This is a genomic window from Herbaspirillum sp. C9C3 (assembly GCF_013359625.1).
Lineage (GTDB): Bacteria > Pseudomonadota > Gammaproteobacteria > Burkholderiales > Burkholderiaceae_D > Herbaspirillum.
In genome coordinates this window covers 123,176-137,685 of sequence record NZ_JABFMQ010000002.1, presented here as the reverse complement: position 1 = coordinate 137,685, position 14,510 = coordinate 123,176, and the positions used below count along the sequence as shown (strand labels likewise).

General features: G+C 63.5%; 10 protein-coding genes and 1 tRNA gene. 9 read left to right on the top strand and 2 right to left on the bottom strand.

Translation table 11 applies throughout. The features are described 5' to 3' along the window. Positions 1-32: 32 nt before the first annotated feature. Together HNO82_RS02890 and HNO82_RS02885 are read left to right on the top strand one after the other, a co-directional pair. Positions 33-623 (top strand): response regulator transcription factor, encoded by a 591-nt coding sequence (locus HNO82_RS02890; RefSeq protein WP_008325747.1) that lies wholly within the window; start codon positions 33-35, stop codon positions 621-623. A 5-nt stretch (positions 624-628) separates the two neighbouring features. Further along, positions 629-1,519 (top strand): AEC family transporter, encoded by an 891-nt coding sequence (locus tag HNO82_RS02885; protein WP_008325746.1) that lies wholly within the window; start codon positions 629-631, stop codon positions 1,517-1,519. A gap of 14 nt (positions 1,520-1,533) precedes the next feature. Here HNO82_RS02885 and queG read toward each other — a convergent pair whose 3' ends face one another. Then, positions 1,534-2,673: a tRNA epoxyqueuosine(34) reductase QueG gene (queG, locus tag HNO82_RS02880; RefSeq protein ID WP_175342687.1), complete on the bottom strand. Its 1,140-nt coding sequence runs from the start codon at positions 2,671-2,673 to the stop codon at positions 1,534-1,536. A gap of 67 nt (positions 2,674-2,740) precedes the next feature. On the opposite strand from queG, the gene tsaE reads away from it, so the two are divergent. Further along, on the top strand, positions 2,741-3,226 hold the full coding sequence (gene tsaE / locus HNO82_RS02875; protein WP_034349755.1) for a tRNA (adenosine(37)-N6)-threonylcarbamoyltransferase complex ATPase subunit type 1 TsaE: 486 nt from the start codon (positions 2,741-2,743) through the stop codon (positions 3,224-3,226). Beyond that, the gene (locus HNO82_RS02870) at positions 3,190-4,551 is read left to right on the top strand and encodes an N-acetylmuramoyl-L-alanine amidase (RefSeq protein WP_175342686.1); all 1,362 of its coding nucleotides are present in this window, start codon (positions 3,190-3,192) and stop codon (positions 4,549-4,551) included. The genes tsaE and HNO82_RS02870 overlap by 37 nt, the downstream gene beginning before the upstream one ends. 108 nt (positions 4,552-4,659) lie before the next feature. On the opposite strand, the gene HNO82_RS02865 is transcribed toward HNO82_RS02870, so the two are convergent. After that, positions 4,660-5,322, bottom strand: a complete 663-nt coding sequence (locus HNO82_RS02865) for a VTT domain-containing protein (RefSeq protein ID WP_175342685.1) — start codon at positions 5,320-5,322, stop codon at positions 4,660-4,662. Positions 5,323-5,847: 525 nt separating this feature from the next. Between HNO82_RS02865 and HNO82_RS02860 the strand changes: the two genes are divergently transcribed. The 5 genes from HNO82_RS02860 to HNO82_RS02840 all read left to right on the top strand — a co-directional run bounded on the left by HNO82_RS02860 (position 5,848) and on the right by HNO82_RS02840 (position 14,492). Further along, on the top strand, positions 5,848-8,871 hold the full coding sequence (locus HNO82_RS02860; RefSeq protein ID WP_175342684.1) for a sensor domain-containing protein: 3,024 nt from the start codon (positions 5,848-5,850) through the stop codon (positions 8,869-8,871). Positions 8,872-9,318: 447 nt separating this feature from the next. Continuing rightward, positions 9,319-11,292 (top strand): methyl-accepting chemotaxis protein, encoded by a 1,974-nt coding sequence (locus HNO82_RS02855; protein WP_175342683.1) that lies wholly within the window; start codon positions 9,319-9,321, stop codon positions 11,290-11,292. Positions 11,293-11,427: 135 nt separating this feature from the next. Further along, on the top strand, positions 11,428-13,356 hold the full coding sequence (mutL, locus tag HNO82_RS02850; protein ID WP_175342682.1) for a DNA mismatch repair endonuclease MutL: 1,929 nt from the start codon (positions 11,428-11,430) through the stop codon (positions 13,354-13,356). 10 nt (positions 13,357-13,366) lie between these two features. Beyond that, the gene (gene miaA, locus HNO82_RS02845; protein ID WP_175342681.1) at positions 13,367-14,323 is read left to right on the top strand and encodes a tRNA (adenosine(37)-N6)-dimethylallyltransferase MiaA; all 957 of its coding nucleotides are present in this window, start codon (positions 13,367-13,369) and stop codon (positions 14,321-14,323) included. 92 nt (positions 14,324-14,415) lie between these two features. Further along, positions 14,416-14,492, top strand: a tRNA-Met gene (locus HNO82_RS02840). Positions 14,493-14,510 lie beyond the last annotated feature (18 nt).

Below are 14,510 nucleotides of genomic sequence, written 5' to 3'. Positions count from 1 at the left end.
TTGCCCACTCTGGAATCCCCGCCCGCATACCGATGCTGCACATAGTCGACGACGAAGAAATCATCCGCGATTCGCTGACCTGGCTGGCGCGCTCGCGCAACATCGCTGCCGTCGGCTACGAGAGCGGCACTGCCGTATTGGCCGCGCTGACCCATGCCACCGGGATCGATGCCGAGGGCGAATGCCTGCTGCTGGACGTGCGCATGCCCGGCACCAGCGGCGTGGCGCTGTTCAACGAACTCAAGACCAAGGGGCTGCTGCACCGGCGCCCGGTGATCTTCCTGACCGGTCATGGCGATGTGCCCATGGCGGTCGATATGCTCAAGAACGGCGCCTTCGATTTCTTCGAGAAGCCCTTCAATGACAACCAGCTGATGGATCGCGTGCTGGAAGCCCTGGAAAGCTCGCGCGCCGGTGGTGCCGAAGATGCCGTGCAGAGCCGCCTGGCGGCGCTTTCGGCGCGTGAACGCGAAGTGCTGGACCTGATCCTGGCCGGCAAGATGAACAAGGTCATTGCCGATGAACTGGGCATCAGCATGCGTACCGTGGAAGTCCATCGCGCCCACATCTTCGACAAGATGAACGTCAAGACCGCCGTCGAACTGGCGCGGCTGCTGAAGTAAGCGCTGTGGAAATCCTCAACCTCCTGCTGCCCGACTTCAGCCTCATCGTGCTGGGCGTACTGGTCTATCGTCTCTCCAACTGGGGCGACGAATTCTGGGCAGGCATGGAAAAGCTGGTCTACTTCATCCTCTTCCCTGCCCTGCTGTTCTATTCCACGGCGCGCCTGAAGGTCGACCTCTCGGTCACCGGCGGCATGGTGCAGACCGGCGTGAGCTCGCTGCTGGTGGGCATCGCGCTGACCTGGCTGGGCAAACCCCTGTTGCGTGCCACGCCCATGACCTACGAGTCGGGCATGCAGTGCGCCTATCGCTTCAACTCCTATATCGCCCTGGCACTGGCCACCCGCATGGCCGGCGAGGAAGGTGCGGGCCTGATGGCCATCCTGCTGGGCTTTGGCGTGCCCCTGTGCAATATCGCCGCAGTGCATGCGCTGGCCGCGAAAAACAGCAACCTGCTGCGCGAGCTGGCCCGCAATCCCTTGCTGGTGGCGACCGCTGGCGGCCTGACGTTTTCTGCACTGGGCCTGCATCTGCCGGAAGCGGCCAGCGTGGTGCTCTCGCGCCTGGGTGCCGCCTCCATCGCCCTGGGTCTGCTGATGGTCGGAGCCGGGCTGCGCCTGTCGGGATTGAAGGAGAGCAAACCGGTGGTGGCCTGGTTCATCGTGATCAAGCTCTTCGCCGTGCCGTTGACCGCCTATGTGGTCGGCATGCTGTTGCACCTGCCGCCGTTGCAGTGGCGCATCGTGGTGCTGTTCTGCAGCCTGCCCACCGCCTCCAGCGCCTACATCCTGGCTGCGCGCATGGGCGGCAACGGTCCCTTCACGGCCTTCCTCATTTCACTCGGAACCATGCTCTCGGCGCTGACCATCCCGATCTGGCTGGCGCTGGTGCACTGATCGGCCGACGCGCGCTAGGTGATACCGTGGCGTGCCAACGCCCAGGCCACATGCTCGGCCACCAGCGCCGAGGGATGCCCCTGGCGGGCACGCAAGGCCGCCACGATGGCGGCATCCCCCCGATGCGAAGCGACCGCGGCGGCATTGCCCAGGCCCACGGCCAGGTTGCGCAGCCAGCGTTCGTGACCAATGCGGCGAATGGCGCTGCCTTCGGTATTTTTCAGGAATTCTGCTTCGCTCCAGCCGAACAGGTCGATCAGGCTGGCGCTATCGAGTCCGTGGCGCGGGTCGAAGTCTGGCAGGCTGGCGCGCTGGGCGAACTTGTTCCAGGGACAGTAGAGCTGGCAGTCGTCGCAGCCGTAGATGCGATTGCCGATCAGCGGGCGCAGCGCTTCCGGGATGCTGCCCTTGAGTTCGATGGTGAGGTAGGAAATGCAGCGTCGCGCATCCAGTTCGTAAGGGGCGACGATGGCGCCCGTCGGACAGGCCGTGATGCAGGCGCTGCATTGGCCGCAATGCGACGTGACCGGATCATCCACCGGCAGCGGCAGGTCGGTCAGCATCTCGCCCAGGAAGAACATCGAACCGGCCTCCCGGTGCAGCAAGAGCGTGTGCTTGCCGCGCCAGCCCAGCCCGGCCTTCTCGGCCAGGGCCACTTCCATGACCGGGGCCGAATCGGTGAAGACACGATACCCGAAGGCACCGATGCGCCCCTCGATGCGGGTCGCCAACTGCTGCAGGCGCGCGCGCAGGACCTTGTGGTAGTCGCGTCCGCGCGCATAGATCGAGACCTGGGCCGCCGCAGGATCGGCACTGCGCGCCTCTTCGCGGGCGCGCCAGTCGGGCGGTTCGGACCGGGCGGGGTCGACGGCGGGCGGCAGATAGGGCATGCGCACGCTGACCACGCGCACCGTACCGGGCACCAGTTCGGCCGGCCGCGCGCGTTTCATGCCGTGGCTTGCCATATAATCCATCTCGCCGTGATACCCCTTGTCCAGCCAGGCCTGGAAGCCCGCTTCGCGGTGTGACAGATCGACGTCGGCAATGCGCACGTCGGCAAACCCCAGCTCGCGGCCCCAGCGCTTGATGGTCGCGGCCAGCGCCGCCAGGAAGGCGGGATCAGCAAGATCGACGGGTGTAGAGTCGGACGACATGCGGCATTGAACCTTGAAACCAGTATCTTGTAACGAACCATCCCGGATGACCCAGAACAGCATGACGATGCAGCGACTCCATCTCCACCTGCCCGACGAAACCGCCACCGCACGGCTGGGCGCCGACCTGGCGCAGGTGCTGGTGCCGGGCCTGGCCATCTACCTGCACGGCGACCTGGGGGCGGGCAAGACCGCGCTCACGCGGGCCCTGCTGCATGCAGCAGGCTATCAGGGACGCGTCAAGAGCCCGACCTACACGCTGGCGGAGCCCTATGAAGTTTCCTTCGCAGGCCGCATGGTAACAGTCATCCACTTCGATCTGTACCGCATGGCCAGCCCGGAGGAATTTCTCGATGCCGGTTTTCGTGAACATTTCAGCGAAAACTCCGTCTGTATCGTCGAATGGCCTGAAAAGGGCGATCCGGTGTTGCCGCCACCGGACATACACGTCAACCTGTCGCTTGCAGGGGACGGTCGTGATGTAGAATTGCGTGCGTTGTCCGACAAGGGTCATCAATGCCTCGCTCGACTGAAATTCGCTCCCAACCTGTGAAGTCCAAAACCCGCCGCACCATCATCAAAGCCGGCGGCGCCCTGTTCGTCTCCGTCGTCACTCCCCTGCCCGCCCTGGCCTCGCAGATTCTGGCCGTGCGCGTCTGGCCGTCCGAGGATTACACCCGGGTCACGCTGGAAAACGACAGCAATCTCAAGGTCACCCACTTCGTGGTCAAGAACCCGGAACGCCTGGTGGTGGACATCGAGGGCATCGACTTGAACAGCACCCTGAAGGACCTGGTTGCCAAGATCCAGCCCAACGATCCTTACATCAGGCAGGTACGCGTCGGCCAGAACCGCCCCAGCGTGGTACGGCTGGTGTTCGACCTGAAGGACGAGATCAAGCCGCAGGTCTTCACCCTGGCCCCGGTGGGCGAGTACAAATATCGTTTCGTCATCGACCTGTATCCGGCCAACCCGCCCGACCCGATTGCCGCCCTGATCCAGAAGGGCGACTGGAACAAGGAAACCCCGGCCACTCCGCCCCTGGCACAAGGCCCGGCGACGCCGGCCAAACCCGATCCGGCCCCGCTGGCCGAGCTCAAGCCGCCGCCGGAAGACAAGAACGAGCGCAACCCCAAGGTGGTGCAGGACGAGCCGCGCATGCAGCTTACCCGCATGATCACCATCGCACTGGACCCCGGCCACGGCGGCGAAGACCCCGGCGCCACTGGCGCGCGCGGCAACCGCGAGAAGGATGTGGTGCTCTCCATCGCCAAGCGCTTGAAGCGCAAGATCGAGCAATATCCCAACATGCGCGTCATGCTCACCCGCGACGCCGACTTCTTCGTGCCGCTGGGTCAGCGCGTGGTCAAGGCCCGCAAGGTACAGGCCGACCTGTTCGTCTCCATCCATGCGGATGCCTTCGTGCAACCGACCGCGCGCGGCTCCTCGGTGTTCGCCCTGTCGGAAAAGGGCGCCAGCTCCACGGCGGCGCGCTGGCTGGCCAACAAGGAAAACTCCGCCGACCTCATTGGCGGCGTCAACATCAAGACCCACGACCGCCAGCTGGCCAGCGTGCTGCTGGACCTGTCGACCACCGCCCAGATCAACGACAGCCTGCGTGTGGGCAATGCGGTGTTGAAGGAAATCGGCGGCATCAACAAGCTGCACAAGGGAATGGTGGAACAGGCCGGCTTTGCCGTGCTCAAGGCACCGGACATCCCCAGCATCCTGATCGAGACCGCCTTCATCTCCAATCCGGAAGAAGAAGCCAAGCTCACCGACGAGCACTACCAGGACAAGATGGCCGACGCCATCCTGACCGGTATCCGCAACTACTTCGCCAGGAACCCGCCGCTGGCCAAGAACCGGATGACCTGAGGCCCTGCCCTTGCCGGCAGACCATGAAAAACCCGGCGCTGCCAGCAGGCCGGGTTTTTCTTTGGGTGTCGCAGGCTCTGCGGACTGGCGTAACAGTCCCTCGGGACATCAGGCGTTGCTGACCTTGCGCTTGCCGCGCAGCTTGCGCCAGAGCTGCCACAACGCCCCCAGTACGATGGGGAAAATCGCAGCGACCATGCCGATGAGGACCAGCGTATTGAGGTTCTCCTGCACCAGCGGGATATTGCCGAACAGGTAGCCCAGCACCACCAGACTGACCACCCAGAGGAAGGCGCCAAGTACGTTGAAGAGCTGGAAGCGGCCAAAGTGCATGGCCGACACGCCGGCGATGAAGGGCGCGAAAGTACGCACGATGGGGGTGAACCGGGCGATCACGATGGTCTTGCCACCGTGCTTTTCGTAGAAGGCGTGGGTCTTGCGCAAGGCGTCGGGATTGAGCCAGCGGTAGTTGTGGGTATAGACGCGTTGTCCAACCCAGCCGCCGATCCAGTAATTGAGCGTATTGCCGGACACCGCCGCGGCCACCAGCAGCCACATGAGCAGCCAGATATCCATGGCCCCCAGGGCACAGAAGGTGCCGGCGATGAACAGCAGCGAATCACCCGGCAGGAAAGGCAGCACCACCAAACCGGTCTCACAGAACACGATCAGGAACAACACGGCATAAATGAGCGGGCCGTACTGCTCGATCAGGACGCCCAGATATTTGTCCACGTGCAACAGCACGTCCAGCCACTGCAGATAATCCATAAAGCCCAATCGTTGGTGATTCATCAAGGCCGGGACTCCCCATCGCCACGCGGCCGGATATTCCCCGCAAGCAGTGTCCGCCGGGGCTCTATCGCGCAGGCGAAGCGATCATCCACGCCTGCGCAGGCATCATACAGCACTCGCCCCGGCCAGACTCAAGAAGCTGGCCGCGCTGTCGATAAAATCCTTGAAGGAAACTTCTCCCGCACCAATACTCACGCAAGATCGCAGGCCTGTTGCACTGCGCCGGCGGTGGATGCACGAGAACGCACAAGGGGAAGGATTTGGCATATGATCAAGTCAGATTCCTTCAGATTTCATATGCACTATATGCACCAGGAAACATAACCTGCCTGTTCCGGAGCCGGGGTTCCCGGCTGCGCGGCAGACAGGACGGGGCTGACGGACGAGGTCCATCGCGCCCGCCGCGGGCAGGCGAAAAGCCGGAGGAACCGGGACAATGCAACTCCGCACTGCATGAGGCAAGACGCACCAGGCGTCATTACCGGCCAGAGGGGGCGCTGTATGGGGAGCCAGAGGTCATTGGTGGGCCAGTTCGAGCAGCCGTCGCAGTCGCTGGGAGACCACCAGCGCCTGCGCGAGGATGAACGCGAAGCGCTGCTGGGCGCCTTGTGGCGTTGCATGGCCATTCTCGAATTTGCGGCTGATGGCACCATCCTGGATGCCAACGACAATTTTCTGTCCATGCTGGGCTACCAGCGTCATGAAGTCATCGGCCAGCCGCACCGCATGCTGTGCGATCCCGCCTATGCCGACAGCGACGGATACCAGCATTTCTGGCAGCACCTGCGCCAGGGTGAAGTGATTGCCGGCACCCTGCAACGCCGCCGCATCGACGGTACCCTGGTCTGGCTGGAAGCCTTGTGCAGTCCCATCCTGGACGGCAGCGGCCAGTTGCTGAAGGTGATCTCGGCGGCCTCCGACATCAGTTCCCACATCGATGACTCGCACCACAGCAACAACGTCCTCAGCGCCCTGAACCGCTCGCTGGGCGTCATCGAGCTCTCCCCCGAAGGCAGGATCCTGGCGGCCAATCGCAACTATCTCAAGACCATGGAATACCTGGCCGAGGATCTCATCGGCCAGCCGCACAGCCTGCTCTGCCCGTCCGATTACGCCGCCGGCGAGCAATATACCGCCTTCTGGCACGATGTCAGCAACGGCCGCTTCTTCTCGGGCCGCTTCCCGCGCCGAACCCGCAGCGGACGCACGATCTGGTGGGAAGCCACCTATTCACCCCTGCTCGATCCGCAAGGGCAGCTCGAACGGGTGATCTGCATCGGCAACGACGTGACCTATCGCGTCACCCGCGAAAAGAGCGACCGCGAACACCTGCACCTGCTCTCGCTGGGCATCAACGAGACCGACAACGCGGTGCTCATCACCGACGAGCAGAACCGCATCGTCTTCCACAACACCGGCTTTACCCGCATGCTGGGCTTCCAGAGCCAGCAGACCATCGGCAAGCTGCCGCGCGAGCTGTTTGCCGACCATCCGACCTTCGTCAAGTCGATCGAACGCTGTCACGGCGAACTGCTGCAGGGACACAGCTTCCACACCGAGGAACTGATCCACGATTTCCACGAACAGCCGGTATGGATCTCGGCCGTGGTCAATCCCATCCTGGATGGAGAGGGCAAGCTCATCAATGCCGTCTGCGTGATGACCGACATCACCAATACCAAGGTCCACGAAGTCCTGCAGTACCGGGTGCTCAACGCCATGGCGCGGGATTGCTCCTTGCCCGAGCAGATGAACCTGCTGTGCGAGGAAGTGGAGCGGGTCGCGCCCGAGGTGATCGCCTCGGTGCTGCGCGTGGACGAACAGGGCCGCCTGCACACCCTGGCCGCCCCCAGCCTGCCGGAGGGCTACACGCGCGCCATCGAAGGCATCCAGATCGGTCCGCTGGTGGGGTCCTGCGGCAGCGCCGCCTATACCGGTGAGAGCGTGGTCTCGGAAGACATCGCCACCGATGCGCACTGGGCCGACTACAAGGAGCTGGCACTGGGCCATGGCCTGCATGCCTGCTGGTCGACCCCGATCAAGTCGGCCGATGGCAAGGTCATCGGCACCTTCGGCTTCTACTATCGTCAGCCACGCCAGCCCACGGCCTTCCATCACCTGCTGGTCGATGCCGGCCTGCACCTGTGCGCGCTGGCCATCGAGCGCGAAGCCTCGCGCGCGCGCATTCATCAACTGGCTTTCTACGATTCGCTGACCAGTCTGCCCAATCGCAGTCTGCTGCTGGTGCAAGCCGGCCAGGCAATTGCGGCAGCCGAACGCAACCGCAGCACGGTGGCGGTGATGTTCATCGATCTGGACCGCTTCAAGCAGGTCAATGATTCACTGGGCCACCAGGCCGGCGACGAACTGCTGCGCACGGTAGCGACCCGCCTGCAGTCGCAGGCACGGCGCTCGGACATCGTGGGCCGGCTCTCGGGCGACGAGTTCGTGGTGGTACTGACCCAATACGACACCGACCACCTCACCGAAGTGGTCAAGCGCATCCAGGAACGCCTGGCCATGCCCTGCCACATCAACGGCACCCCCTTGAATCCTTCGGCCAGCATCGGCGTGGCGATCTACCCCGACAATGGCCACGACATCGAGACCCTGCTGCATCGCGCCGACATCGCCATGTACCAGGCCAAGGCCGTCAACCGGGGGCGCTTCAGTTTCTTCAGCGAGGAGATGAACAGCCTCGCCCAGGAACGCCTGGCCCTGGAAAGCGCACTGCGGGACGCCTTGCGCGGCGGCCGCTTCGAACTGCACTTCCAGCCCCAGATCAAGCTGCACGACCTGAGCCTGCATGGCGTGGAAGCCCTGGCGCGCTGGCACGATCCGCAACTGGGGCAGATTTCCCCGGGGCGTTTCATCCCGATTGCCGAGGAATGCGGGCTCATCGGCGAACTGGGCAAGTGGGCGCTCGAAGAAGCCTGCTTCCAGCTCTCCGACTGGCGGCGGCGCGGCATCCAGGTGCCGTCGGTCTCGGTAAACCTCTCGGCCACCAATTTCCACGACCTCGACCTGCCGCAATTTCTCACCGGCCTGCTGCGCCGCTACAGCCTGGCGCCTACCGACCTGACCCTGGAAATCACCGAAACCGTGCTCATGGATACCAACCCCAGCACCAACCAGACCATCGCCGCCGTGCATGCGCTGGGTATTCCGCTGGCCATGGATGACTTCGGCACCGGCTATTCCAGCCTGGGCTACCTGCGCAAGCTGCCGGTCTGCGAACTCAAGCTGGACCAGAGCTTCGTGCGCGACATGGCCAAGGACGAAGCGGTCAGCGCCCTGACCAATGCCGTCATCCGCATCGGCGAAAGCCTCAAGCTCATCGTGGTAGCCGAAGGTGTGGAAGACGCCGAGCAGTACCGCCTGCTGGTCAGCCAGGGATGCGACGTGGCGCAGGGCTATTATTTTTCGCGGCCGATGTCGGCCGATCAACTGGAGCACTGGGTGCGCGACTACCGCAGCAGCCCGGTGCCGACGGAACATGGAAGCACACCTGTGAAGGGAATCTGAGCGCCAGGGAAAGCGGCAAGGGCAAGGGAGACCGGAAATCTCATGCCAAAAAAGCACTTTCCCGCTGGAAAAACAACAGCACAGTTACATGTGGGCGCAAACATTCGAAGTATTTTGATCTGCCGCAAAAAGCTGACGATATACTGACGGCCTCCCCCGCAAGTACCGTGATTTCAGCATGAACGTTGGACCTCCACCAAGGTGGCTCATGACGTTTTCGACCCAGTGGCATTGCCGTTTCGGCAATCCGATACAGCAAGTCAGCCCGTTGGCCTGACTCTCATCGGTTCGCAGGCACAGTGCTGCAGGACGTTCCGTACGACGGAAACAAGGAGGGCTGACGCTGGCGAGATGAACACGCAGGCAGTCGTCGTCATCGCTCCCCGGATGGTTTCTGGTTCGGTATTTGTTTTTCCATATTCTTTGACTTCAAGAACAACAACACCCATGGCCAATGCAATGTCTGGTGCGCGCGGCGCATCCCTTTTCCACCGTTCGGTCGGTGCAAAACTGACTGCCATGACGGTGGCCCTGGTGGGCATCGTCTTCGTGATCGCCCTGATACTGATCACCTATTCTGCCTCGCGCATGGTGGAAAGTCGCTCCATCGAACAGATGGGCAACGATGCGCGCGGCGTGGCCAACATGGTCGGCATCTTCGACCGCTCCGTGAACAGCCAGGTGGACCGCTTCTCCACCATGTTCGACAAGGAATTCGGCAAGCTGACGCTGGACGAAAGTCGCACCGTACAGATTGGCGACCGTGCCACGCCGGTGCTGTCCAACGATGGTCGTGATCTGAACCTGGACTTCTCCATCCCCGACCGCTTCACCGCCAACACCGGCGTCACCGCCACCATCTTCGCCAAGACCGGTGACGACTTCGTGCGCATCTCCACCTCGGTGAAGAAGGAAAACGGCGACCGCGCCGTCGGCACCCTGCTCGACCGCGCCCATCCCGGCTATGCGGCGCTGAAGGCCGACAAGACCTACAGCGGTCTGGCCACGTTGTTCGGCAAGCAGTACATCACCAAGTACGTGCCCATCAAGAACGGGGCCGGCCAGATCATCGGTGTGCTCTACGTGGGCATCGACATCTCGGCCGACGTGAAGGCTCTGAAGGATCAGATCAAGTCCCTCAAGATCGGCGCGACCGGCAACTTCTACGCCCTCAATGGCCACCAGGGCAAGGATCAGGGCGTGATGATTGCCGGTGCCCCGCGCGAGGGCAAGGAAGAAGGCGGCAACCTGATCGAGGCCAAGGATGCCGGCGGCGATACCTACATCAAGACCATGGTGCAGCAGAAGGAAGGGCAGCTGCGCTATACCGGCAGCGATGGCCGCAAGAAGATCGCCGTCTTCACCCACTATGCGCCGTGGAACTGGGTCATCGTCGGTGAAGCGACGGTCGATGAGATCACCCACGAAGTCAACTCCATGCGCAATCTCTATATCGGCCTGGGTCTGCTGTTCCTGGCGGTGCTGGGAGCGATCCTGACGGTGGTGATCAACCGCATGATCACGCGCCCGCTGGATGCGGTGTGCGATGCCGCTGATCGCATCGCCGGTGGCGACCTGACCACCCGCCTGCACGTGCACAGCAGCGACGAGATCGGTCGCCTGATGGGCGCCTTCAACGGCATCAGCATGGGCCTGTCGGAAGTGGTTTCCAGCGTGCGCGCCGGTACCGAAGAGATCAACACCGCCGCCAGCGAGATCGCCGCCGGCAACCTCAATCTGTCCTCGCGCACCGAGCAGCAGGCCGGCGCCCTGGAAGAAACCGCCTCGGCCATGGAAGAGCTGACCTCGACCGTGAAGCAGAATGCGGCCAACGCGGTTCAGGCTGATGAGCTGGCCGGTTCCGCCTCGGACGTGGCCAGCCACGGTGGCGAAGTGGTCGGCCAGGTGGTGCAGACCATGGATGCCATCAACAGCTCTTCGCAACGCATCGTCGACATCATCAGCGTGATTGATGGCATCGCCTTCCAGACCAATATCCTGGCCTTGAATGCCGCCGTGGAAGCGGCGCGCGCCGGTGAACAGGGCCGCGGCTTCGCCGTGGTGGCCACCGAAGTGCGTACGCTGGCCCAACGCAGCGCATCGGCCGCCAAGGAAATCAAGGAACTGATCGACGCCTCGGTACAGACCGTGGCCGGTGGCGGACAGCTGGTGGCCCAGGCCGGCAACACCATGAACGACGTGGTGGCCAGCGTGCAACGCGTCTCCACCGTCATCAGCGAGATCACCACGGCCAGCCGCGAGCAGAGCGAAGGCATTGACCAGATCAACCGCGCCATCGCCCAGATGGATGAGAGCACCCAGCAGAACGCGGCCCTGGTGGAACAGGCTGCGGCCGCAGCCCAATCGCTGCAGCAGCAGGCTGAACGCCTGGCCGCAGCGGTGAGCACCTTCCGCGTGTAAATCATTTATATCGTTTTCAGCATGGTGACTGACTGATTGCCGCGCAGAAAAAACGCATGGCACAACCACCCTCGAAGCCGCCGCCGGGCGGCTTCGTCACATCCGGCCTGCGGCGTCGGCAGGTATAATCGCGCCATGAACGTACCGCACTCCTCCCCTGCCTCCGAACCGGCTGCCGCCCCGTCCCATCGCCCCATCCAGGCCCTGCCCGATCAGCTGATCTCGCAGATTGCCGCCGGCGAGGTGATCGAACGTCCCTCTGCGGTCGTCAAGGAATTGCTGGAGAACGCGCTCGATGCCGGCTCCACGCAGATTACCGTGCGCCTGGAGCAAGGCGGTGTCAAACGCATCGCCATCACCGACAACGGACGCGGCATACCACCGGAGCAATTACCGCTGGCACTGGCGCGCCACGCAACCTCCAAGATCGGTTCACTGACTGATCTGGAGAACGTCTCCACGCTCGGCTTCCGTGGCGAGGCGCTGGCCTCGATCGCCTCGGTCGCCCAACTGACCGTGACCAGCCGCACTGCCGATGCCCCCCATGCGTGGGAAATCACCGGCTCCCAGTTTGGTACCGTGGCCCCGGCGTCAGGCGCACAGGGCACCACCATCGATGTGCAGGATCTGTATTTCAACACCCCGGCGCGACGCAAATTCCTCAAGTCCGAGCAGACCGAATACGGCCATTGCGCCGAGGTCGTGCGGCGCATTGCGCTGGCGCGCCCAGACGTGAGCTTTTCACTCTCGCACAACGGCAAGACAGTCGATCACTGGAACGTCGGTGAATTCGCCAAACGTAGTGCCCACATCCTTGGCGACGAATTCGCCAATGCCCGCCTGCCGCTCGACGAAAGCGCCGGTCCCTTGCGCCTGCATGGTTTCGTCGGTCTGCCGACGGCCTCGAAGGCGCGCGCCGATGGTCAGTATTTCTACGTCAATGGCCGCTTCGTGCGTGACAAGCTGCTCACCCACGCCGTGCGCGCGGCTTATCAGGATGTGCTGCATGGCGACCGTTATCCGGCCTATGCACTCTCGCTCACGCTGGACCCGGCGCTGGTGGATGTGAACGTGCACCCCTCCAAGATCGAAGTGCGCTTTCGCGACAGCCGCGCGGTGCACCAGTTCGTCTTTCATGCGGTCGCGCGCGCGTTGGCGCAGACCTCGGCAGTCTCCTTCGGCAATCTGCCGCAACAGCAGCCGGACAGTAGCGACGGCAGCACCGCGCCCGCGAGCGGACCGAATGCCCCGCTGCCCTGGATGCGCGAACAGAAACAGCAGAGCTTCTCCGCCCAGTTCGCCGAACAGCCGCGCCCCTTCTCCTTTGCCGGCAACGGTGCGCAGGGGAGCGGCGGCTTTGGCGTGCGCCAGGATCGCGCCGCTTACGGCAACATGTTCCGCAGCGAGCCTGCTGCCCAGGGCGGCGACGGCAGCGCTTTCCAGACCGCTGCAGAGCCCGCTGCACCGCTGCCCGAGGGCGACTTCCCGCTCGGTTTCGCGCTGGCGCAACTGCATGGCATCTACGTGCTGGCGCAGAACCGGGCCGGTCTGGTGGTGGTCGACATGCACGCGGCGCATGAACGCATCCTCTACGAACAACTGAAGACGGCGCTGGATGGCAACGAGATGTTCGTGCAGCCCTTGCTGATCCCTGTCACCTTTTATGCGGACCCGGTGGAAGTCGGCACGGTGGAAGAACACCATGAGACGCTGTCGGCCCTGGGCTTCGACATCGCAGTGATGTCACCGACGACACTGGCCGTGCGTGCCGTCCCGGCGCTGCTGAAGAATGCCGATGCCCAGACCCTGGCGCGCGATGTGCTGCGCGATGTCCGTGAATATGGCGGCTCGCGTGTCCTGCTGGAACGTCGCAACGAACTGCTCGGCACCTTGGCCTGCCACACGGCGGTGCGCGCCAATCGCAGCCTGACGTTGCCGGAGATGAATGCGCTGCTGCGCCAGATGGAGGCCACCGAGCGTTCCGACCAGTGCAACCATGGCCGTCCCACCTGGACGCAGATGGGCCTGTCGGATCTGGACAAGCTCTTCCTGCGTGGCCAGTAAGGACGGTGCGATGACCCAGCGCCTCCCACTGGCCGTGGCCATCATGGGCCCCACCGCGTCCGGCAAGACGGCGGCCGCGCTGGAGATTGCCCGGCACCTGCCCTGCGAAATCATTTCCGTCGATTCGGCCCTGGTCTATCGCGAGATGGACATCGGCACCGCCAAGCCCAGCCCGGAAGAACTGGCTGCCGTGCCGCACCACCTCATCGACATCCTCGACCCCACCGAGGCTTACTCGGCCATGCAGTTCCGCCAGGATGCGCTGCGCCTGACGCAGGAGATTGCCGGGCGCGGCAAGCTGCCCTTGCTGGTGGGTGGCACGATGCTGTATTTCAAGGTATTGCGGGATGGTCTGGATGAGCTGCCGCAGGCTGATCCTGTGCTGCGTGCGCAACTGGATGAAGAAGCAGCGCGCATCGGCATGCCGGCCATGCACGCGCGCCTGGCCACGCTGGACCCGGTAACGGCCGCGCGTCTGAAGCCGACCGACAGCCAGCGCATTCAGCGCGCGCTGGAGATCCGCTTGCTGACGGGGCAGCCGATGTCGTCGTTGCTGTCGCAGAAGCCACCTGAGCCCTTGCCTTTCGCGCTATTGCCGCTGGCGTTGGAGCCTGCTGATCGTGCGATGCTGCATGAGCGGATTGCACTGCGCTTTGACCTGATGCTGCGCGGTGGCGCATTGGAGCGCGAAGTCGCCGCCCTGCGCGCGCGCGGCGACCTGCACCTGGGCCTGCCCTCGATGCGTTGCGTGGGATACCGGCAGATGTGGGAATACCTGGATGGCAGCATCGATGCGGCCGAGCTGCGCGAGAAGGGCATTGCGGCCACGCGCCAACTGGCCAAGCGTCAGTTGACCTGGCTGCGTTCCATGCCAGAGCGCATCAGCATCGACTGCAACCGGCCACACGCCACGGCCGAGGTACTGGCGCGGGTGCAACAGGCGGTGGCGGAACATCACGGTGGATGAACTGCTGCGGCTGTGGATAAAAATAATCAGGAAATACGGAAAAAGTATTGACAGACAGCGACGAGACCTCTATAGTCTCGGGCTTGCCTCCTGGTGATATAGCTCAGCTGGTTAGAGCACAGCACTCATAATGCTGGGGTCGGTGGTTCAAGTCCACCTATCACCACCAGATACCCGTCGCTGCATG